Origin of the sequence: Enterococcus infantis, assembly GCF_049166715.1 — a bacterium.
Classification (GTDB): Bacteria; Bacillota; Bacilli; order Lactobacillales; family Enterococcaceae; genus Enterococcus_C; species Enterococcus_C leclercqii.
Genome location: NZ_JBMHFB010000001.1, coordinates 382,488 through 404,282 on the forward strand (window position 1 = coordinate 382,488; position 21,795 = coordinate 404,282).

General features: G+C 45.7%; 21 protein-coding genes. 5 read left to right on the forward strand and 16 right to left on the reverse strand.

The features are described 5' to 3' along the window. Window positions 1–214: 214 nt before the first annotated feature. From ACOMA8_RS01690 to ACOMA8_RS01700, 3 genes are all read right to left on the reverse strand, one after another. Complete coding sequence (locus ACOMA8_RS01690) at window positions 215–670, reverse strand: YaiI/YqxD family protein (RefSeq protein WP_421367898.1); 456 nt, start codon at window positions 668–670, stop codon at window positions 215–217. A gap of 304 nt (window positions 671–974) precedes the next feature. Beyond that, window positions 975–1,637 carry an ABC transporter ATP-binding protein gene (locus tag ACOMA8_RS01695; RefSeq protein ID WP_421367900.1) on the reverse strand — a complete coding sequence of 221 codons (663 nt, stop codon included), beginning with the start codon at window positions 1,635–1,637 and terminating at the stop codon, window positions 975–977. A gap of 58 nt (window positions 1,638–1,695) precedes the next feature. Further along, on the reverse strand, window positions 1,696–3,231 hold the full coding sequence (locus ACOMA8_RS01700) for an ABC transporter permease (RefSeq protein ID WP_421367903.1): 1,536 nt from the start codon (window positions 3,229–3,231) through the stop codon (window positions 1,696–1,698). A gap of 337 nt (window positions 3,232–3,568) precedes the next feature. On the opposite strand from ACOMA8_RS01700, the gene ACOMA8_RS01705 reads away from it, so the two are divergent. Together ACOMA8_RS01705 and ACOMA8_RS01710 are read left to right on the forward strand one after the other, a co-directional pair. After that, the gene (locus ACOMA8_RS01705; protein ID WP_161898518.1) at window positions 3,569–4,246 is read left to right on the forward strand and encodes a response regulator transcription factor; all 678 of its coding nucleotides are present in this window, start codon (window positions 3,569–3,571) and stop codon (window positions 4,244–4,246) included. A 75-nt stretch (window positions 4,247–4,321) separates the two neighbouring features. Then, entirely contained in the window at window positions 4,322–5,656 is a 1,335-nt protein-coding gene (locus ACOMA8_RS01710; protein WP_421367907.1) for a sensor histidine kinase, read from the forward strand. A gap of 223 nt (window positions 5,657–5,879) precedes the next feature. On the opposite strand, the gene ACOMA8_RS01715 is transcribed toward ACOMA8_RS01710, so the two are convergent. From ACOMA8_RS01715 to ACOMA8_RS01750, 8 genes are all read right to left on the reverse strand, one after another. Continuing rightward, a complete protein-coding gene (locus ACOMA8_RS01715) occupies window positions 5,880–6,830 on the reverse strand; it encodes a Gfo/Idh/MocA family protein (protein ID WP_421367910.1) in 951 nt (316 codons plus the stop codon). A 436-nt stretch (window positions 6,831–7,266) separates the two neighbouring features. Then, on the reverse strand, window positions 7,267–8,214 hold the full coding sequence (locus tag ACOMA8_RS01720) for a glycosylasparaginase (RefSeq protein ID WP_421367913.1): 948 nt from the start codon (window positions 8,212–8,214) through the stop codon (window positions 7,267–7,269). Window positions 8,215–8,340: 126 nt separating this feature from the next. Beyond that, on the reverse strand, window positions 8,341–9,708 hold the full coding sequence (locus ACOMA8_RS01725) for a Sapep family Mn(2+)-dependent dipeptidase (RefSeq protein ID WP_421367916.1): 1,368 nt from the start codon (window positions 9,706–9,708) through the stop codon (window positions 8,341–8,343). Beyond that, window positions 9,705–10,439: a GntR family transcriptional regulator, LSA1692 subfamily gene (locus tag ACOMA8_RS01730; protein ID WP_421367919.1), complete on the reverse strand. Its 735-nt coding sequence runs from the start codon at window positions 10,437–10,439 to the stop codon at window positions 9,705–9,707. Before ACOMA8_RS01730 ends, ACOMA8_RS01725 begins: the two co-directional genes overlap by 4 nt. A gap of 29 nt (window positions 10,440–10,468) precedes the next feature. Beyond that, window positions 10,469–11,314 carry a YitT family protein gene (locus ACOMA8_RS01735; protein WP_421367922.1) on the reverse strand — a complete coding sequence of 282 codons (846 nt, stop codon included), beginning with the start codon at window positions 11,312–11,314 and terminating at the stop codon, window positions 10,469–10,471. A 146-nt stretch (window positions 11,315–11,460) separates the two neighbouring features. Next, window positions 11,461–12,090: a uridine kinase gene (gene udk / locus ACOMA8_RS01740; RefSeq protein ID WP_161898525.1), complete on the reverse strand. Its 630-nt coding sequence runs from the start codon at window positions 12,088–12,090 to the stop codon at window positions 11,461–11,463. 129 nt (window positions 12,091–12,219) lie between these two features. Continuing rightward, complete coding sequence (locus tag ACOMA8_RS01745) at window positions 12,220–12,903, reverse strand: YjjG family noncanonical pyrimidine nucleotidase (RefSeq protein ID WP_161898526.1); 684 nt, start codon at window positions 12,901–12,903, stop codon at window positions 12,220–12,222. Window positions 12,904–12,919: 16 nt separating this feature from the next. Further along, entirely contained in the window at window positions 12,920–13,642 is a 723-nt protein-coding gene (locus ACOMA8_RS01750) for a 16S rRNA pseudouridine(516) synthase (RefSeq protein ID WP_421367927.1), read from the reverse strand. Window positions 13,643–13,989: 347 nt separating this feature from the next. Between ACOMA8_RS01750 and ACOMA8_RS01755 the strand changes: the two genes are divergently transcribed. The 3 genes from ACOMA8_RS01755 to ACOMA8_RS01765 all read left to right on the forward strand — a co-directional run bounded on the left by ACOMA8_RS01755 (window position 13,990) and on the right by ACOMA8_RS01765 (window position 15,634). Further along, on the forward strand, window positions 13,990–14,610 hold the full coding sequence (locus ACOMA8_RS01755) for a 50S ribosomal protein L25/general stress protein Ctc (protein WP_421367930.1): 621 nt from the start codon (window positions 13,990–13,992) through the stop codon (window positions 14,608–14,610). Window positions 14,611–14,924: 314 nt separating this feature from the next. Continuing rightward, window positions 14,925–15,116, forward strand: coding sequence for a hypothetical protein (locus ACOMA8_RS01760; RefSeq protein WP_161898529.1), 192 nt, complete (start codon window positions 14,925–14,927; stop codon window positions 15,114–15,116). A gap of 200 nt (window positions 15,117–15,316) precedes the next feature. Then, window positions 15,317–15,634 (forward strand): DUF960 domain-containing protein, encoded by a 318-nt coding sequence (locus tag ACOMA8_RS01765; RefSeq protein ID WP_161898530.1) that lies wholly within the window; start codon window positions 15,317–15,319, stop codon window positions 15,632–15,634. Between the two features lie 356 nt (window positions 15,635–15,990). Here ACOMA8_RS01765 and ACOMA8_RS01770 read toward each other — a convergent pair whose 3' ends face one another. The 5 genes from ACOMA8_RS01770 to pnp all read right to left on the reverse strand — a co-directional run bounded on the left by ACOMA8_RS01770 (window position 15,991) and on the right by pnp (window position 21,722). After that, window positions 15,991–17,382, reverse strand: coding sequence for an oxaloacetate decarboxylase subunit alpha (locus ACOMA8_RS01770; RefSeq protein WP_421367934.1), 1,392 nt, complete (start codon window positions 17,380–17,382; stop codon window positions 15,991–15,993). 16 nt (window positions 17,383–17,398) lie between these two features. Then, window positions 17,399–17,794, reverse strand: coding sequence for an acetyl-CoA carboxylase biotin carboxyl carrier protein subunit (locus ACOMA8_RS01775; RefSeq protein ID WP_421367937.1), 396 nt, complete (start codon window positions 17,792–17,794; stop codon window positions 17,399–17,401). A 15-nt stretch (window positions 17,795–17,809) separates the two neighbouring features. Beyond that, on the reverse strand, window positions 17,810–18,148 hold the full coding sequence (locus ACOMA8_RS01780) for a hypothetical protein (protein ID WP_237580394.1): 339 nt from the start codon (window positions 18,146–18,148) through the stop codon (window positions 17,810–17,812). A gap of 177 nt (window positions 18,149–18,325) precedes the next feature. Then, window positions 18,326–19,351 carry a helix-turn-helix domain-containing protein gene (locus tag ACOMA8_RS01785; RefSeq protein ID WP_421367941.1) on the reverse strand — a complete coding sequence of 342 codons (1,026 nt, stop codon included), beginning with the start codon at window positions 19,349–19,351 and terminating at the stop codon, window positions 18,326–18,328. A gap of 250 nt (window positions 19,352–19,601) precedes the next feature. Further along, complete coding sequence (pnp, locus tag ACOMA8_RS01790; protein WP_161898534.1) at window positions 19,602–21,722, reverse strand: polyribonucleotide nucleotidyltransferase; 2,121 nt, start codon at window positions 21,720–21,722, stop codon at window positions 19,602–19,604. Between the last annotated feature and the right edge of the window lie 73 nt (window positions 21,723–21,795).

Below are 21,795 nucleotides of genomic sequence, written 5' to 3' on the forward strand. Positions count from 1 at the left end.
GGGGCGATGACAATGGTTGAGTTCACTGTCCTGTGAAGCGAACAATACCAAACGTGAGACACCAAAAAACGACTATCTGCCAGTCATTTTAATGGCAGGTAGTCGTCTTTTCAAATTCAAAATTTTCAATTGCTGACTACTCGTGATTGTATCGAGAAAAGCCCATGTCCTTCACTTTCATCTACTTGAAAAAGACTCGTTACAGCGTTGATTGCTAGTTATTTGCTTTTGCTTTTTTCAAATTTTCAGTCATCACTTCAGTAAAATGTACCCGATCCTGGAGGGTAAAAGGTTTGGGTCCTTTGGTGCGTTTCCCGGCTTTTCGCAGCTGGGCTCCCATAAATCGTTGGGTCAGCAGCTCATCTATATTGGCGGCGGTATATTCTTTCCCGCTGTGGTGAAAAACCCGCGCCTGCTTACCCAGTACCAAAGAAGCCAGTCCGTAATCTTGCGTAATTACCCAATCTTCGCGTTGGATTTCTTTAACAATGCGGTAATCTGCCCGATCTGCTCCTTTGTCCACGTAGATAAAACTGACGTGAGGCGGATACTCTTTATTGGTGAAATGATCGACACTGGTGACGATCACCACTGGCAGTTGGAATTTTTGCGCCAGTTGGATGACCTCATTTTTCACCGGTGAACCATCCCCGTCGATAATAAATCGCATAGTTTTTCCCCATTCTGTCTTTAAGTAATTGCTGTCTTTTATTTTAGCAGAAAAATCTGCAGCCGGACATTTCCACTCTGCTTTCTGTTTCTACTTAAAAAAAGGCCTCACTGGTAAGCCCCAGTCTAAATAGCAATTGCCGCTAGAACTGCTGCGAGTTGCACAACCTGCTTGTCTCTCAAGTCAGATACTTTCTTTCAAGCCAAAAAAATCGGTTTGAACAGCGCCTGTTTAGTAAGCTCTGTTCAAACCGGTTTTGTGATTTAACTAGCGATTTTCACCGCTTTTCCCTGGTCTTGCTCTCTCAAGAAGCACGAATCTGGAAATCTTTATCTTTCAATTCATAAACTACGTCACAGGCATCAGCAACATCTTGTTCGTGAGTGACCAAGATAATGCATTTTTTCTGTTCATGAGCGATTTCTTGAAACAGCTTCACGATGTCTGCGGAAGTCGCTGTATCCAGATTTCCAGTAGGTTCATCCGCTACAATCAACTCGTGATCACAGCACAGGGCCCGAGCGATGGCGACCCTTTGTTGCTGTCCACCGGAAAGCTGAGTGACTTTCTTTTTAGCCAGGTCTGCTGTGAGCCCTAATTTTTCTAGATTTCCCAAGGCATAAGCTTTAGGATCCGCTTGTTGGGTACCGGCAATTTTCATCGCACAAATGACATTGTCCAGTGCCGACATATACGGCAGCAAGTTGTAGGCCTGAAAAACGATTGACACATCTTTGCGGCGATATTCCCGTAACCCGATTTTTTTCAAGGAAGCGTCGTTATACTCGATGTCTCCTTCTTTTGGCGTATCCAGCCCGGCGATCAAAGACAGAAAAGTCGTTTTTCCCGAACCGCTGGACCCCAAAATGGCATAAATTTTTCCGGGCTCAAAAGTCAGATTGATATGTTGGAACAAAGGCGCTTCTGGCCCGTACCAATAGCCCAAATTTTTGGTGGTTAATGTCATGTTACTTCCTCATTTCCTTTTTAGAATCAGTGTCAACGCAACAATGGGAACCAGAAACTCAGGAAATCAGGATTTTCTTCGGATTCAACCGTAAGATCCCCGCTGAGGACAGCAAGATGGAGATTAGGCTGATGCCGATACCGATTCCCGCCAAAGCGGCAATTTGCTGTGCTGAAACGGTAATATCCAAGTCTTTGATTTCTTCTGTCTGGCTAAAGGCATTGGCAAAGTTCATGCCCCCGCCTCTGCCTCCAGCCATACCCATGCCACCTGCTGGACGTTCTCCGTCACTTGGCATTTCGCCACCGCCAGGTCCTTGTTGGGCGGCATCAGCAGTAGTAGTCTCCGTCTGTTGATCCAGCAATTGCTGACCCACAGCATTCCCTACTAAGTTCCCACTAGCGGAGGCAATTCCCAGGGCAAAAATCATGCAGACTACCACTTCAGTGAAAAATTGTAAAACGACTTTGCTGCGCGCCTCCCCAAGAGACAAGAGCACGCCAATTTCATATTTCCGCTCACGGATTAACATCATGACGATCAATGTCAAAATAATAACTCCGGCAGCCGCCACTAAGATGATGATATTTTTAGCAAAGCTGGATACATTGTTCAAAGGTGACAACATTTGTTGATACATTTGGTCATTGGTTTGCAAGCTGAAGGAATCGGTATCAATCAATTTTTCGGCAGCTGCTACAAAAGAATCCATTTTATTGGGGTCTGACAGGTTGTACACTGCGGAATCAATCGTTTCAGTATCAGCGTCCTCGCCTTTCAACGTATTTGCCAATGTGTAAGAAGAGAAAATCGTATTGGCAGGATTCATAAAGTTGAACATCATTCCCATTGATGTCCCGGCATCAGATGTTTCATAAATTCCTTTGATGGTTACTTTGACGTCTTTGTCATCTGCATCTTTCAAAGTGAACGTATCGCCGACTGACAAGTCATTGGCTTCTGCCAACGCTGATTCCACTAACACGTTATCGGTTCCTTCATCTTCTGCGGTCAACGCTTCCCCATCGGTCATTTTGGCTGTGCCACCAGAAAACGAGCTGTAGTCGGCACTGGAAGAGACACCGGTGATTTGGAAGTCTCCCATCTCCATGCCCCCCATATTGCCGCCACCCATCCCCATGCCGCCAAAGCCGCCCATTTGTTGGCTTTCTTGGGAATCGTCAGAGGCTTCGGTACTGTCGTCTTCATCTTCACTGGAGATAGGCTCGATGTCGTCACCTTTGGAAGCAGACGTGCTGACTTCAAAAGAATAAGATTTCACACCTGATAGTGCGGCAATCTTCTCAGCATCTGCAAGATTTACCGGCGTCATCTGAAAACTGCTGGGATCTGGCCGCGAATCTTCACTACTGTCACTGTCTTGGTCGCGATTGAACATATTTTGTCGATTGGCGCTCAAGGTGACTGTCGCACCAACGCTCTTTTTGGCATTATCAGTCGCAGAATCAGCCGCACTGCGGATGGTCAACCCTGCTAAAACAAAGATCAAAATTGCCGAAAAAACACCAATTAAGATCAGGCTGCGGCCTTTTTTGGCCCATAAGCTCTGCAAAGCCCGTTTGATAAAGTTCATAATCATTTCTCCTTTACAGTCAAGTCGACATCCCCGCTTAGTGACACCGCTATCTGACTTTAGTAGCATCATTTTATTTTCTGCGACTTAAGCCTAGCTTAAATCATAAAAAAATTTTTTAAGCCATCCTGTTGCTGTTAACAGCCATCAAGATAACATCAGCTAACACAAACCTGCGTCTCTTTGATACCGACGACTTTAATAAGCCTTTCTTAAGCGTCACTTAACTTCAAAAAAATATGCCAACAGCCATTTAAGCTGTTCTTATGGCAACAATGGTAAAATGGATTCAGAACAGAAGCGGCGATCTCTGGGACCGCAAAACGAGGTGAAAAGGATGATCAAACTATTAGTAGTGGAAGATGAGCGAACCCTTTCTGAGGACATCAAGGAAATCTTGGCTCCCATCGGTGAAATCACCCAAGCTTATGACGGTGAGGAAGGTTTATATGAGGCGGAAACCGGTGTATATGATCTGATTTTGTTAGATTTGATGCTGCCGGAAAAAAATGGCTACCAAGTTTTGGCAGAACTGCGGGGGCAAAATATCCAGACACCTGTTTTGATCCTGACTGCCAAAGATGGACTGGAAGACAAGGTGACCGGCTTTCAAAAAGGGGCCGATGACTATCTCACCAAACCCTTTTATCGAGAAGAATTGACGTTGCGAGTCAAAGCTTTACTGAAACGTTCATTGGGCTTGTACGAAGAAAACACCTTAGCCTTTGGTCCCCTCACCTGCAATTTATCCAAAAACGAAGTGACCTGGCAAAATGAACCACTGCCCATTCAGGGAAAGGAATTTGAGCTTTTGGTCTACTTCATTCAAAACAAAGATGTCATCATCACCAAAGAACAGATTTTTGACCGAATCTGGGGCTTTGATTCCGAGACCACGCTGACTGTTGTCGAAGTCTATATGAGCCATCTGCGCAAGCACTTAAAGCCCAGCGGAGTGGACAAGCAGTTCAAAACACTGCGCAATGTCGGCTATATTTTAGAAAGTCTCACGTAACAGCGAACTCGCGTGTCTTGATGAAATTTTCCCTTCGGTCCTTGTTGCAGCCTACCTATCAGAGGAGGAACACTTTTGACTAATGAACTGTCACGAAAACAACGGTTGCACTTCTTTTTACTGAATGTTGCAGCATTTGCGGCGATCTTCTTGGCATTAGGTTTTATCATCTTGCAGCTTCTGCAAAGCTCTGCTTATCGACAGACAGATGAATCTTTAAAGCAAATGGCGGAAAATGCTGATCGAATCAAAATTGAAATTGACCGGTATCAAGAAGACAACCCTTTTTTAGATCCCGGCACCACCATGCCCCGACCACCCCAATCTCAATCGGGGAATGGCCCCAACAACCGTTTCAACTCTCAAGTTGTCTTGTGGTCTGCAGACGGCAAAGTATTGAATAAAGACGTTTTAGGTGCCCGCTTCAATGAGCTGCAAAATCTGAAATTGGATACTGAAAAATTGAATGCTGTCACTGAAATCAAGGTTGCCAGCAACGAGAACTCTGGGGCCAAGTTGACTTTCCACTCAATAACAATTTCCTTACCAGATGCCGACCACGACGATGTGGCTTATGTTCAGTTTCTGGAAAATACCGATCAAATCGCCGAATCGATGAGTACTTTTCGCACAATCCTGATTTTATGTATGGTGGTCTTTTGGTTATTGTCTATTGCCATCAGTTATTTCATCTCCAAACAGAACATGAAACCCGTTTTGGCTGCTTGGCAAAAGCAGCAAGAATTCGTCGAAAATGCCTCCCATGAGCTGCGAACACCCTTGACCATCATTCAGAACTCCCTACAGCGCTTATTCACCAAGCCAAATCGCACCATTTTGGAAGAATCTGAAAGCATCGCCCAAGCGCTGAACGAAACCCGCCGACTGAACGGCTTGACCACCGACCTTTTGACCATTGCCCGCAGCGATGCCAATGAGGAAACACTGGATAAACAGTCTTTCTCGCCGGAAACTTTCATTCATGAATTAATCAAACCCTTTGAAGAAATTGCCCAACTGGAAGACAAACACTTACTGGTGGAAAATTTTGCCAAAGTCCCAGTAACAGCCGATGAAGGCAAGATCCATCAACTGCTGGTGATCTTATTGGACAATGCCCTAAAATACACGGTGGCCGGTGATAGAATCGTCTTGCAATCTGAAATCTCTGGTGGTGATAACTGGCTTTTGGAAGTCAAAAATTCCGGCCCTTCAATCCCGGATGATGAGAAAAAGCAAATCTTCGAACGTTTTCACCGAACCGATCCAGCCCGCGGCAAAGAAACCGGCGGCTACGGTCTGGGTCTGGCGATTGCTAAACAGATTGTTACCGCTCATAAAGGAAAAATCACCGTTCACGATTGGCAGCCCCAAGGAGTGAGCTTCCGTATCAAATTGCCAATCAAATAGCTTTTGCCGGCAATCAAAAAGACCACTTTGTCACTAATTCCTAAAAGGAGTTGTGCCAGAGTTCGTAGCAGGCGCATTTCCCTACGAAATAAGAGAAAAAGGAAAAGCCAAGGCGCTTCCACTGTTTTTTAGTGGAGGCGACTTGGCTTTTGAAGTCTCACGTTTGCTATTGTTTGCTTCTGGGGACGATGACTAGACGTTTTTTTGTTCCAGCATAGTCAATTTATTGTTGCCACTGCTGATAGAGACGGGCTACTTTTTCTACCGTATCAAGCGTCAGCTGATGAGTCATTACCGGACTTTCAATCAATCCTTTTTCTAGGCACTCATTCACATGAGTGATTTCATAGACAAACTCACTTTGATAAGGGAAAGATAAGACTTCTTCTCCGGCGGCCGTATGAATTGTTGCGGTATCGGTCTTCCAAAAATTGGGAATATGAATCTCGCCTTTCGTCCCGTACACTGTCATCCCGCTAGGCAGATCCAATTCCACTGTCAAAAAAATATCCGCCAGCACATCTTGCGCCAGCTTTAGTGAAAGCTCTGTCTGCAGATCACTTTCACCTGCCGGCAAAATGGCATTGCCACTGATTGCGGAAATTTTCCGATCAGTGATGTATTGCATATACTGTAGCGGATAGCTGCCAGAACTATGGAGTGCCCCGCCACCGGCTGAAAGATCATGGAACCAGGTGATGTGGTCGATATGCGGATAAGACGTAACCGAAGCCACTTTCTTTACTGCGCCAATGCGCCCTTCGCGAAGAGCTTGTCGAACCGCCTGTGTCACTGGCAAAAATAGGGACTTTTGGGCTTCCATCAGAAATAGTCCCCGCTGTTGTGCCAACTCAAAAAGCTCTTTTGCTTCTGCGGCACTCAAAGTGAAGGGCTTTTCCAACAACACCGGCTTACCGGCGATGAGGGCTTGTTTGGCAGCGTCATAATGGCCCTTGTTGTAAGTCGCAATATAGACGATATCAACAGCAGGGTCAGCATACAGCTCTTCATAACTGCCATAGGCTTGGGGAATCCCTAGTTTTTCTGCGGCTTGCTGCGCTTTTTCAATACCTCTGGAAGCGATGGCTACCACCGTCCCTGTTTGACTTTCTTTGACCCCGGCGACAAAACGAGGGACGACTTGTGCAGTACTGATGATGCCGTAACGGATCATCTGGATCACCTCCGTGAAATTTACCAACTGCTCTGACTTTCATAAAACAGCAGCTCAGTTTTTTTCAGTATAACAGGGCCTTCCATCAAAGAGCAAAGAGACCGTCCCGAACAGAAGTCAAAAAAAGCGAGCAACCCAAAGGCTGCTCGCTTTGTCCAATACCACCATAACGGTGATAGAAGTGTCGGTCGTCCACTACCTTCACTTCAGCCACCCTGCAAATCCGGCAGGTGAGGTGCGAACCTCATTGCGGCTATGGTTGAATCGTCGGCATCAAGCCGACTTTTCGGCTCATCGCATGTTGTTTATCATAACAGGAAATCAGCAGTTGTCAATCTTTTCACGAATTAATTCTGGCAATCCTTGCTTCTCACCAAAAAGCTACTGTATGGGCTCCTTTAGCAATGAGTCAGTTGTTTTTAGCCGCTTTAAAAGATTATACCGGCGCTTTGATCCGTTTTTCATAAGCATCCAGCCACTCCTGTGTGATTGGTTGGATCAAAGTGGTATGATCTGGTCCCGGATTGGCCATAAATATACCACAGGTTCCGTCTTTTACTGCCACGCTGAAGGTGAATTCTACATTGGTTGCTACTCCCCAGGCTCCTTCATTGTTCATTGCCACCAGCGAAAAAGCCCCCGCCTTACCATAGCGTCTAGTCAAAGTATCCGCAAACTCGTAGACCGCTTTGTCACACGCTTGCTGTGGCGTCAGGCCCGCCGCCATCAAGCGGACGATTTCATAAGAAAGACAGCCCTTCATCAAGTCTTCTCCCAAACCGGTAGCCGCCGCGCCACCTACTTCGGCATCCACATAAAATCCCGAACCCGACAACGGCGAATCTCCAACTCGTCCTTTTTTCTTCATGAACAAGCCCGAACTGGAAGTTCCCGCCGTCATTCGTGCCTGCTTGTCCAAACAGACCATTCCCACTGTATCGTGGCCGTCATAAGGACTCAGATTGGTCTTAGCGATTTCTTCACAGCGCTTTTCCCAGATTTTTTTGGCCCGCTCCGTTAACATGTTTTTTCGCTCAAAGCCTTCCAACATCGCATATTGAGTAGCTCCGTCACCGACGCGAAAGCTGTTAAATTTGTCATGGCTCAATTTTCGTGCTACTGAAATAGGATTGGCTACGTCTGTAATTCCCGCTACAGCACCGATAGCAAACGTGTCGCCGTCCATATAGGCTGCATCCATTTCCAATACGCCGTTTTCATTTGGCAGTCCGCCATAGCCGACTGATTTATAAAACGGATAATCCTCGACTGATTTGATGGCCGTTTCCATCGCATCTCCGGCAAAAGCCTCCGCCTCCAGCATTTTTTTTGCTGCCAAAACACCGTCGTGAGCCATCCGCCACGTTGCAATAATTCCCCACATGATTGTTTCCTCGTTTCTGTTCGATTTAAAGTATCTATTTGCTTATCTGATGATTTCTCCATAGCCGCCAAAACCTCTAATTTTGACAATCAGCACCCATTTCTTACTGTAGCTTTCTGGCACAGATTAGTCGTTTCTGGTCAAAGCTTCGATTGCTGCCATGTAAATTTCCATATTTTTTTTGAGATCCGCCACTGCCATGTATTCATCTTTGTTGTGGGCGATTCCTTTTTGCCCCGGAAATGATGGACCAAAGGCAATGATATTGGGCATCTTGCGGGCATAGGTCCCACCGGTAGTCGTTACTGGCGTGCCATCTGCACCGGTTGCTGCTTCATAGATGGCTGTCAACTTGCGAATTTCCGGCCCTTCTTTGTCCTTCATGATCCCCGGCATACTGCGAGTCACTGCTAAATGCGCCCCCTCAAACAGTGCCTGTTGCATACCGCTTATCACTTCTGCTTCCGTTACCGTCACCGGATAACGAAAGGACAGGGACAATGCCAATTGCGTGTCATTGAGCTTTTGAAAAGTGACCGGTGTCAAAATCAGCTTTCCAGAATCTGCATCTGCCAACGCCAGATTGATCCCTTCACCGTAATGTTTTTCATGAAAACTATCGTACAACCAACTAAAGTAAGCCCGTAACCGAGTGGACAATGCTTCACACGTCGATAGCTTGCCTGCCAAAAGGGTAATTGCATTTTCACCTAGTTCCGGTGCATTGCTGGGGGAGCACTTGCCATTGACTTGGATTGTTTCTCCAGTACCGGTCAATGTCACTGATAGTTGATCAGGTACGCTGGCCCGGTTTTGCTCCCCTACTACTTCTGACAATTCGGCCAATTCGGCTGCTTCAAAATCTGTGGTAATCGTCACTCCTACCACGCCCCGCTCCCCATAGACGACTGGGTATTTGCAGTCGGGGGTGAAGCCAAATACTGGCGGTGCTTCTTGCTCCAGATACAAAGGAATGTCTGACATTCCACTCTCTTCGTCGGTACCAAATAAAATCCGCAGTGTTTTATCCGGCACAAAACCGTCGTCTTTAAGTACCTTCATTCCGTAAAAGCAGCTCATGATCGGCCCTTTATTGTCAAGAATGCCACGACCATAAAGTACCTCGTCGCTTTCCGTCAGATCAAAGGGTGGAAAATGCCAATCTTCCCCTGCCGGCACCACATCCAGATGCCCAACGATTCCAATATATTCTCTATCTAGTTCGTCGTTGGCTGCTACCGCTTTTTTCTGATGCCTGTCAGCCGAGTTTTTTCCCGACCATTGGACATAGCCTACCGCGTTGTTTACAACTCCAGTTTCAAAGCCCCAGCTCTGCCCTAATGCCATTGCCAGGTCCATTCCCCGACGAGGCTCTTTGCCAAAAGGTGCTCCCGGTGCTGGCTCACCTTTCACGCTGGCAATCTGCATCATTTGTTTTAAAACACCGAGAAATTCCGGCCAATTTTTTTCTGTCAGTTCTTTATAATTTCTCATCGGTACCGCTTCCTCTGCAATGTATTTCGAAAGGTATATTTGTCTGCACGATAAAACGACGTATCATACAAAATTGGTCGTCCGTCTGGTGAATACGTGAGGGAATGAACCAACAACAGTGGCGCCCCCTCAGGCAAATGCAGCAACTGGGCCAACTGCTCATCTGCCAAAACTGCTTCTACCTCTTGATGAGAGTAGCCAATCTCCACTTGTTTTTCCAACTCACGAAACAAAGAACCTTCTAATAATTCATCAGACACAACTGGTAAATAGCGCTGTGGCAAGTATAAATCTTCCACTGTCATCGGTTCATTTTCTAAAAATCGAAGACGGCTGAGATGCAGCAGCGGTTCCAAGTGATTGTTGGCTCTTTCTTCACCAAAAAAAGCAGTCACCTTTTCAGGAATCCTTGTTGCCAACTCGCAGCTCAAAACTTTTGTCCGGGGCTCACGACCTTCTTCTAATGCCTTTTCAGTAAACCCTTGCAAGCCCCCTGAGCCACTGGAAATCTTACTTGGCCGCATCACGTAGGTGCCTCTACCGGGTTCTTTTGCCAATAGATGCTCATCAATCAAAGCCGCTACTGCTTTGCGTACTGTCAAACGACTCACTTGAAAGATTTCCGCCAATTCGTATTCTGACGGCAGCTTTTGCCCCGGCTGGTACTTTCCGCTATTGATTTTCTCTCGCAATTCTGCCGCTACTTGTTGAAAGGCTGTTAACTTCTTCATTTGCCTCACCCTTTCTTTTTTGTATCCATTTACCACTCATAAAAGACCCGATTCGTGCTCACCCCAGAAGCCACTGAAATAAACGCCTGCTGGTCTGCCTGATGGATCGTCTCTTTGACTTTTTTGAGCTCCCGCTGTGAAACCACCATCATCAACAACTTTTTCTCTTGATGATCGAAGGCACCCTCCACATCATTGATAATCGTAATTCCCCGCGTCAAGCTCGCTTGCAACGAGCCGGCTACCTGCTGGGAATGCTCTGTTACGATCATCAGCTGGACCCGTTTTTGCTTGGCATTCACATAATCTACCACCCGTCCGCTGATAAAAACGGCGGCAGCACTGTAAAAGGCAAATTGCCACCCATACAGCAATCCTGCAAAAAACTGCAAGGTCACGTTAAAGGCAATAAAAAAACTGCCGATACTTCGACCCGTTGCCTTTTTCACCAAAATACCAATAATGTCCAAACCGCCAGTAGAAAAGTCGCTGTTCAAAGTCAGCCCCACTGAAAATCCGTGGAGCACCCCGCCAAATACCGCACAAATTACCGGATCAGTAGTCAAAGAAATTACCGGTACCAGCTTCATTACAAAGGACGTCACCACTACAGCAAAAACCGTGTACAAGGTAAACTTCCGATCAATTTTTTGCCAGGCGATAGCTAATAATGGCAAATTGAACACCAATACCAGCGCCGGAATCGTCAATTGAATCCCCAGCTGATCTTCCAGCACTTGAACCAAGAGTTGTGACAAGCCAGTAATCCCATTTGCGTAGATGTTTCCCGGCAGCCAGAACATATTCAAGCCCACTGACGAGATCACACTATACGCTAGCGCCACCAACAACTTGCGCCCTACACCTTTATCCATAGTTACCTTCCTTGTTCATCTTTTGAAATTCAGTATATACTATTCGGTATATACTATCAACAAATTTTAAAAACGCTTTCGAAATTTTACAAAAAAGCGTTGTAAAGAGTGTTTCAACTCCTTACAACGCCTGAATTTAATCTTGATTAGTCATGATTCAAAAAAGTTCCAACCTTTGTCGCGATTAGATCAATGGCGACGTGATTTTCGCCGCCTTCCGGTACGATGATATCGGCGTAGCGCTTAGTCGGCTCGATGAACTGGTGGTACATGGGTTTGACTACTGACAAGTATTGGTCAATGACCGAATCCAGTGTGCGGCCTCGTTCCTCCATGTCTCGTTTGATACGACGAATAATCCGAATATCATCGTCAGTATCGACGTAGATCTTAATATCCATCAAATCTCGCAGGCGCTCGTCTTCCAAAATCAAAATCCCTTCTAAGATAATGACTTCTTTGGGCTCTTGCAAGATTGTCGCCGTCGAACGGGTATGAGCCACATAATCGTAAACCGGCTTTTCAATCGCTTCATAACTCATCAGTTTTTCAATATGGGCGATCAACAGATCGGTGTCAAAGGCAAAAGGATGGTCGTAGTTCGTGTTCAGCCGCTCCTCAAAACTGAGCTCTGATTGGTCTTTGTAATAAGAATCCTGTTCAAGCATCATGATGGAATGATCAGGAAAGTTGTTGAAGATTGCTCGGCTGACGCTGGTCTTACCGCTCCCGGAGCCGCCGGTGACCCCGATTAGGATGGGTTTGGTTTCTGGCATGTGGTTTCTCCTTTTTAATTATAGGCTACGTAACATTATAATAAAAAGCCGGGAAAAAGCTATGTTTTTCCATGAAAGAAACAGAACTTTTACAAGAAAACGTCGTCAACAAGGGCCTGCAGCAAGCAATCAAGATAAGATTTGATAAAGTTCCTGCAAGTGGCGAATCTCATAGGTTGGTCGAATCATCGGCAATAACGGCTGTGCGTGTGGATTGAGCCACACAGTATCAATGCCCGACGTCTGTCCGCCTTTGATATCAGAGGTCAATGAATCACCGATAATCAAAGTCTGTTGCTTTTCAAAATTAGGGATTCGTTTAAAAACAAAGTCAAAATACTCCCGCATCGGTTTTTGATAGCCAGTATCTTCAGAAACAAAAATATCTTTAAAATAAGGCAAGAGTCCAGCTGCCCGCAAACGGCTATACTGTGTCTCAGAGACACCGTTGGTTACTACGTACAAATCCGCTTTTTTTGCTAAGTCAGCAACGATTTCCTTACTATTTTCCAACAGTTGGCTGCCTTGAGCTAAATAGTAGCGGTACTGGCGATCCATTGCCTGACTGTCTACTTCTCGGTCGAGGGTGGCAAAAAAGCGCCCAAAACGTCCGCCGGTCACCTCGTCTCGAGAAAGCTGTCCTTGTTCAAATTCCTGCCACAGTTGATGATTCACTGCCTGGTAACGTTCTTTTAAATCTTGAGACCAATCAACTCCCGTCTCTGCGAAAAGCTGCTTCAATGCCTGGTCTTCCGCTGCTTTAAAATCCAACAGGGTATCGTCCACGTCAAACAGCAGATTACGATAATTCATCTTGTTCACTCTCTTCTTATCTAAAATAAGGCTTTAACTTTTGAAGTTCTGCTTCAGAAAGTTCGCGGTAGCTGCCTGTTTGCAACTCTTTGGGCAGCTGCAACGGCCCCATGTTCCTTCGCTGTAAATAGATGACTTTTTTACCGCAAGCTAAAAACATCTTCTTCACTTGATGAAATTTGCCCTCGGTGATAGTCAGCTGGACACGGCTGCAGCCTCTTTTCTCATCATAGCACAGCGGTTTCAGTTCCGCCGGCTTGCAGACTTCACCACCGTCAAAGACAATCCCTTTGGCAAAGGCTGCTACATCGGTTTCAGTCACTTTTGCGTTCACGACTGCTTCGTAAGTTTTACTCACCTTCCGCGAAGGATGCAGTAGCTCAAAACCCAGCTGGCCATTATTGGTCAGCAATAACAGTCCTTCGGTATCACGATCCAGCCGACCAACAGCATAAATTCCTGCCAGGCGATCAGCAGCATTCAATAAATCCACCACTGTCTGATGTTCGCCATCGCGGTTGGCAGTGACGACTCCTGCCGGTTTGTTCATCAAAAAATAGACATCATTGGTCACTAATTGACGACCGGCAACCTCAATCTCATGAAGTCGAGAATCCACGTTGCGGTTTTCTTGAAGTTCTCGTTGACCATCAATTCGCACTTGTCCAGTTAAAAAAAGTCGCTTTAATGTCTTGCGGCTGGTTTTCAGTTCCGCTTCGATCAATTTGTCCAAACGCATTTTTTTCCCCTCTTCTTATCTGGATTGCAGCCTGTGCTGACCACGCTGACAGAGCTTTTCTCTGCGAAAAAAAGCACTGATATTTTTGATTATTGAAAAGCGCCGACAGCACTTTCCTTGACTTAATTGAAAAATCGTCCTAAGGTTAATTAGTAAAGTAAATACATCTTGCTCACACAGTGTTATGCCTGGTGGCGAAGTTGAACTTGACTTTAAGCTGGGTAGTTGTGTCCTCAACTACCTTTTTTGTGTACTTTTTGTACGCACCACTGAGATGTGCAGAGTAACGAGATTTGCTTTTAAAAATGAATGCCCCTGTGGCAAACAAATTTAGGAGGAATTTAGTTATGTCAGTATCATTAACAGTTGAAAAGAGACCCGTACGTCCCCGTTTCCTACGCAATCAATTGCGTCATGAAGGAAAAGTTCCTGCCATTATCAATGGCTACCAAGTAGAAAGTACACCAATAGCCGTTTCAGCAGCTGATTTGGAAAAAATCCTGCGGGAACATGGTGCCAATACCGTAATCACTATGAATGTTGACGGTAAAAAAGTCAATACACTGATCAAACAAACCCAAGCAGATACCTTTACTCGTGCGTTGACTCACGTAGAATTCTTGTCTGTAAACATGACAGAAGAAACCGAAGTAGAAGCAGAAGTTCTGCTGGTGGGTGAATCTGTCGGTGCCAAATCCGGCGGTGTCGTTGCCCAAAACCTGTACAGCGTCGTGGTATCCGCTACACCAGACAAACTGCCTGAACGGGTAGAAGTAGACATCACCAATTTGGAAATTGGTGACTCATTGACAGTAGCTGATCTGCCAAAAGCTGCCGACTACACCATCGTAACAGACGGTGAAGAACAAATCGTTGCCATTATGGAACCACAAGCTGAAGAACCAGCAGATGATGAAGCCGGTGAAAGTCCACAACCAGAAGTAATCGGTGAAAAAGAAACCGAATAACTTTTCTGCAACCAATTAAATCAATAAACAGGTCCTGCGTCGAATCCCTTTCGACGCAGGCTTTTTTTACGAAGATACTTTTTTGAGAAAATTCTCAAGCTGGTCGCCTATTTTGGCTTGTCGCCAATTTAATCATCCTTCCAAGAAAAGCCCATTTTTTCCTATCAAAGGTCCCCTAAAAAAACGTCGTCGCTGAGAGGAAAGCCTTCAATCATAACGATATTTATCTCTTTGTAGATACATACTGACAGGTTACACTTAAATAAAGAAAAGTTTCTGGCAGGTGTCGTTTCTTAGGTTGAGGAGGAGCTTTTATGAAAAAGTTTTGGAATTTTTGGATCAGCATTAGTTTAATTTTAATAGTCGCTTTTTTATTGTTGCTGGGTTATCGTCTAATCGTGGAGCGGCGTTTTGATGGAGTGGCTGCCCTTCAGTTATCAGGAACAGTCGTTGGCCTGCTTTTTTATCTGTATTGTCGTAAGCATTTATCAGAAGACGGAAAGTAGCCTAGCTAAAGCTTTGTCCTGCGATGATTTTGTACATTTTTAAACAACAAGACAATTTCTTTCCCATTTTAGCAGGTTTCAAGTATCATATTGGTAGAAACCCTGCTTTCTTTTAATAAGTGTGAATTTAAAGATGTTGCAAGAGCGAGAAAGGGCCTGCGCCACGTTCAGCTCTTCATCATATCCGGGAGGTTTTTTTTATGTACGAAGTTTTTGACAGTCACCGTAGCCGTTATGCCTCCGTGGGCATCGTCTCCAGTATGCCGGGTGAACTCATCGACAGTATCTGGGTGATTATTGATCTGGATCTAAAAGGTGTGATCCCATTGAATAATTTGATTACCTTTGATTTGATTGACAATAACGGTCAGGTCACGATGCACTTTTCTCAAGAAGACAGTGAAGTAGAAATGGCTATAGATTTGCCATTCCCTTATTCTGCCGATCTTCCCAAAGAAGTCTATGCCTATGATGATGGTAGCCGGCAAACAATCTTACTACCAAGTGAAACCAATTAATCTGTTGAAGCGGACTATCCAAAAGGAAATGTGGCAATAGTTGAGCCACCGTCCTACGAACCGAATACTACCAAACGTGAGCCGCAAGCAAAAGCCGATTATCTTCCATTAGAATCATTGGAAGATAATCGGCTTTTCATTGCTAAAAATTTCAAAGGCTGACTTCCCTTGATTTCATCAAGGGAAGTCAGCCTAATTCACTTTTTTCTCTTGACACGTATGGTAATGTTCTCTCTACGGACTAAGACATCAAGATCGTCACAATTTTTTCCTCATCCGTATACTTTTTATTAATTGTGGTTAAACAGCCGCTGTTTAGCACTTGGAAATTACTTATGTCACATTCTCTTTGGCTTTCAGATTTCTAAATGGACAGCCACCTGTTGCACTGGCACATCGTAAAATGGATCTTCCCGACGGCCAAGAAAGTCTTTGGCTTGTTGTGGGAATACCGCATAGCTCAAAACATCTTCAGTGGAGCGGGCGTATTTTTTTATCGCCGCTTCAAAGCCTGGCATTTCAGGCGGTAGAAGATCAGCAGGACGCAGAGTTTGGACAGGCTCATCCCCGATAATCTTTTTGACCATCTCCGGCGCAATGGCTACCGGTGGTTTGCCGTACAAGCCTTTCACGTAGTCTTTGATTTCTTTTGGTATCAATTTATAGCGCTCACCAGACAACACATTCATCAGTGCCTGAGTCCCTACCATTTGCGACAAGGGGGTGACCAGTGGCGGATAGCCTAGATCCGCCCGAACTTTCGGCACTTCTTTTAAAACTTGTTCATATTTGTCAGCATTGCCTTGTTCTGTCAGCTGGCTCAAGAGATTGGACAACATACCGCCAGGCACTTGATACACCAAAGACTTTGGCTCCGTGTCTTTGACTTTAGGATTCAACAGTCCTTCTTTTCGAAAACGATCCCGTACTGGGTCGAAATGATCTGCAATCGTCTCCAGCTTGTCTTGCTTTAATCCAGTAACAAACCCCATTCCCTCCAATGCGATAGCCACCGACTCTGTTGCCGGCTGACTGGTTCCACCGGAAAAAGAAGAGATACAGGTATCAATGATGTCCGCACCGGCTTCGACACATTTCAGATAGGTCATTTCGCTGATTCCGGCAGTGGCATGGGTATGCACCTGTAGTGGCAGATCCACTGCCTCTTTGATGCGGCTCACTAACTCAAATCCCGTTTCTGGGGTCAGCACGCCAGCCATGTCTTTGATACAGATAGAATCTGCACCTAACGCAGCCATCTCCTTGGTCAATTTTACGAAATAATCCACTGTGTGAAAATCACTGGTGGTGTAACAAATTGCGGTCTGGCAATGGCCTCCCGCTTCCTTACAGGCTTCAACGGAAGTCCGCAAATTACGCGTGTCGTTCAATGCATCAAAGACTCGAACCACATCAATGCCGTTTGCGATTGATTTAGTCACAAATTCCCGTACCACATCATCAGCATAATTTTTGTAACCCAATAAATTCTGGCCTCGCAGCAGCATTTGCAGCTTGGCATTTTTGATTTCAGAACGAATCTTGCGTAGACGTTCCCACGGGTCCTCATTCAAAAAGCGCAGGCAGGAATCAAAGGTGGCGCCCCCCCACATTTCCAGCGCATAAAAGCCTGCTTCATCCATCGTCTTCAAAATCGGCAGCATGTCACTGGTGGGCATCCGAGTAGCGATCTGACTCTGCTGGCCGTCTCGTAAGACTGTCTCCATAAATCGTATCGTTTTTGTCATCGCGAGTGCCCCTTTTCTATGAAATAGTCAGCAGTGGCTGTCCGGGATTGACTATATCTCCCTGGCTGACATGAATGCCAGTCACGGTGCCATCATGTGGGGCAACGATTTCGTTTTCCATCTTCATTGCTTCCAAAATCATCACCGGCTGATTTTCTTTGACACTGTCCCCTACATTTACCAAAATCTTCAACAGCGTTCCTGGCATCGGTGCTCCCATGGCATCATCCGTCCCACCAGCAGCTGGCGCGGGCGTCGGCGCGGGTGTTGCTTCAGCAGCAGGGGCCGGTTGTGCCGGCGCTACAGGTGCTGTTGCGGGTGCCGGTGCTGTAGGTTGTGGTACGCCACCGATTTCTTCCATCTCAACCAGGTATTCTTTTCCATCAATCGTGATTTTAAATTTTCGTAACATATGTGTCTCCCCCATCTACGGTCGTTTATAAATTTTTTTCACAGCTAATCTTGTTTCCGGTTGGTCTCCGGCAGCAATTCCCGCAGCAATCAGACTGACCAGTTGCGCCTCCGGATTCTTTGCTTGAATCTTTTTCACTCGAAATTCACTAGTCGATTGATCGCCGGCAGCAATCGCTGTAGCGATCACTGTCACCAGCTCTTTTTCCACGTCGGGGGCATCCACATAAAATGGAACTTCCACCCAACCAGACAATTCCTCTTCAATCACTGGTTGCTTGAGAACTGAAGGCTGTTCTTCTGAAATTTCCGGCATCGTGTTCTTTTTACCGAACAGCCGTTGGAACAATCCCATGGCACTCCCTCCTTTGGTAACGGTTACACTTAGACTGTCACTTGTTATACTTATTATTCTACCTTACCTGCCAAAAAAAGTCTTGAACAACCAGTAGTTATTTTCTGTTACTGCAAATAAAAAGAGCTGTGCAAGATGCCCACGATTCGACACAGCTCTGTGGCTTTTTGCTTATTCTTAAATCACAATCGTCAGCGGAGACTCCGCTTCTTCCAATCGGTACCGTCGTAAGATCATCTCATAACATAGCGGCAGCTCCGGATGCTTAGCCAACAATTGTGGATAACCCGGGAGTTTGTCACGAAACAATCGCTCCAATCGTTTTGCCGCTGTATCCAAGACCTGCTCGCGGGTAAAGGAAACGGTTAGATCACCATGAAAAAGATGTGCCATCAAATGCAAACGATAGAGATCCCTACTGATCCCCGCTTGCTTTTTAGCCAGCTTATCATCAAATTTGAAATACTGACTGAGTACTTCACAAAATGGTTCCTTTAGCCAGATAGGCTCCAACCCTAATAGCTGTTGCCACAAAAAGCGATACCCTCGCTCATTCAGACAATAATCCGCCAAGCCTAACGTTTTATTGACGTATTGGCGATTGAACCAGGCCTTCTTCACTCGAAATCGCCGTGCGAGTCGCTCTTCTGATAATGAAACAATTCGCCCCCAAACTTCGCTTACCTCGCTGCGATAAAGGGGTTCTTCTAACAAAATATGTACATGCAGGTAAAAAAAGCGAATCTGAGCCTCGGCACCTTGCAACATGGGGCGTTTTTCTAAAACGATGCGCAGATTATAACACGCTAACAACGCCTCCAGCCCTCGTAACCGCCGTCGGACAGTCTGGCAGCTATGGTAGGTCTTTTTCGCCAGTTCTGGAGCGCTGCAGCTGGGATGACGCCACATTTCCAGCAACAATTCCAGTCCGATACTCTTTTCTAATAGGCAGGTGAACAGCCGCCGTTCACTAAACTCCCTTCGAGTCAGTAAATATAAGCGTCGGCCGTCTTTGACGATATCCATGCCCAACTTCAAATGATAGCCCTTGATTTGAAAATTGCGCACACCTTGTAAAAGTGTCGGCGCCGTCACGCCTAAATGTAGGCAAAGGTCATCTATGTTGCTGTAGTTCTGCCGTTTCAACTGTTGATACAATGCAAAAAACAATCTCTCTTCCTTTTCCAAAAGCAGTTCATACATTTTCTTCACCTCACTGAAAATGTACTCTATTTCGCAGCAATCGTTTTCCCCAAAACCTTTTTACCCTAAAAGCAAAGGGGGATAATACCGATTCGTAGCACGAGAAAAGCGCCTATCTTGGCCGAACAATAAAAAGCCAAGTCGCTTCCACTATTTTTAATGGAAGTGACTTGGCTTTTTGAGGCTCATATTGGGTAGTGTAAGCTTTGGAGGCCGGCGACTGGAGGATTGTCCCAGTCTCGTTTCTCATTTAAGCTTTCGGTGCTTCTTGTGTGTCATCTTTCAACAAGACTTTGCGTGACAAGTTGATTCGACCTTGACGATCAATCTCAGTCACTTTCACCAAGACTTCATCGCCCAATTTTACAACATCTTCGACTTTGTTAACCCGTTCGTTGGCCAATTGGGAAATATGAACCAAGCCATCTTTGCCTTTGGTCAAGTTGACAAAGGCGCCAAATTTTTCAATCCGGACAACTTTACCTAAGTAAACTTCGCCGACTTTGATTTCTTTTGTGAGTTCTTCGATGATCTTGATTGCTTTTTGAATTGCTTCAGCATCAGATGAAGCGATGGAAACTTTACCCTCTTGATCGATGTCAATCTTCACGCCAGTTTCATCAATGATTCCATTGATAGTTTCGCCGCCTTTACCGATCACGACTTTGATCTTCTCAGGGTCGATTTGGATCATTTCAATCTTCGGTGCGTAAGGGCTCAACTCTTTACGAGGTTCTGCCAATGTAGATTGCAACTGTTCCAAGATTTCAAAACGAGCTTTTTTAGCTTGTGCCAAAGCTTCTGTCAAAATCTGTTCAGTGATTCCTTGAATCTTGATGTCCATTTGCAACGCAGTGATCCCATCGCGGGTACCAGCTACTTTAAAGTCCATGTCGCCCAAGTGATCTTCCAGCCCTTGGATATCTGTCAAGATGGTGTAGTTTTCCCCATCAGAAACCAGGCCCATCGCAATCCCGGCGACTGGCGCTTTGATTGGTACACCGGCATCCATCAATGCTAACGTACCAGCACAGATTGACGCTTGTGAAGAAGAACCATTTGATTCCAAGACTTCTGCTACCAGACGAATGGTGTAAGGAAATTCAGTTTCATCCGGGATGACTTGGAACAATGCCCGTTCACCCAAGGCACCATGCCCGATTTCACGACGTCCGGGAGAGCCGGCACGACCGGTAGACCCAACAGAAAATTGTGGGAAGTTGTAGTGGTGGATGAATCGTTTGGAATCTTCCACACCCAACCCGTCAATAATCTGGTGTTCACCCAAAGGCGCCAATGTACAAGCTGACAAAGCCTGTGTTTGTCCCCGTGTGAACAAGCCGGAACCGTGTACCCGTGGCAGTAAGCCAACTTCTGAAGCCAACGGACGGATTTCATCCAATTTACGGCCATCAGGGCGGATTTTGTCGATAGTGATCAGTTCCCGAACCACATCTTTTTCCAGATCTTCAGCAATTTGTTTCAGCTCTTTGGCAATCTGGTCACTGTTTTCATCTTCAGCAAATTTTTCGCCGTAAACCTCTTTAACAATCTCTTTAACCTTTTCAATCTCGTCTTCACGAGCAAGTTTTTCTTCAGTCATGACGGCTGTTTTCATAACAGAGTAATATTGGTCATAGACGTCTTTTTTCAAGTCTGCATCGACTTGCAACAACTTGATTTCCATCTTGGGTTTGCCAACAGCAGCAACGATTTCTTCTTGGAAGGCAACCAGTTCTTTGATCGCATCAAAACCAAAGAGCAATGCGCCTAGCATATCATCTTCAGAAACTTCTTTCGCGCCGGATTCCACCATGTTGATGGCGTGTTTGGTTCCAGCTACTGTCAAGTCGATATCTGTTTCTTCACTTTGGGCAACAGTTGGGTTCAAGACGTATTCGCCATTGACCCGACCCACTTCGACACCTGCAATTGGCCCGTCAAATGGAATGTCAGAAATCGACAATGCCAATGAAGAACCCAACATTGCTGCCATCGCTGGTGAACAATCTTGTTCCACGCTCATAACAATGTTAGTGACTTGGACTTCATTACGGAAACCTTCCGCAAACATTGGGCGGATTGGGCGGTCAATCAGACGAGCAGTCAATGTCGCATCAGTGGATGGACGGCCTTCTCGTTTGATGAAGCCACCAGGAATCTTACCGACAGCATACATTTTTTCTTCATAGTTGATCGTCAAAGGGAAGAAGTCAAAGTCTTTGGCTTCTTTTGAGGCGACTGCCGCACTCAATACGACAGTGTCGCCGTAACGAACCAAAACTGCGCCATTGGCTTGTTTTGCCATTTGGCCGATTTCAACTTTCAGCGGGCGTCCGCCCCAGGTCGTTTCAAATACTTGTTTCGTCATCTTATGCTCCGTTTCTCTGTGACTAGCGGGCCTTCGCTACTAAACAAAGAAAAACAGCGAATCTCAGCCCTTG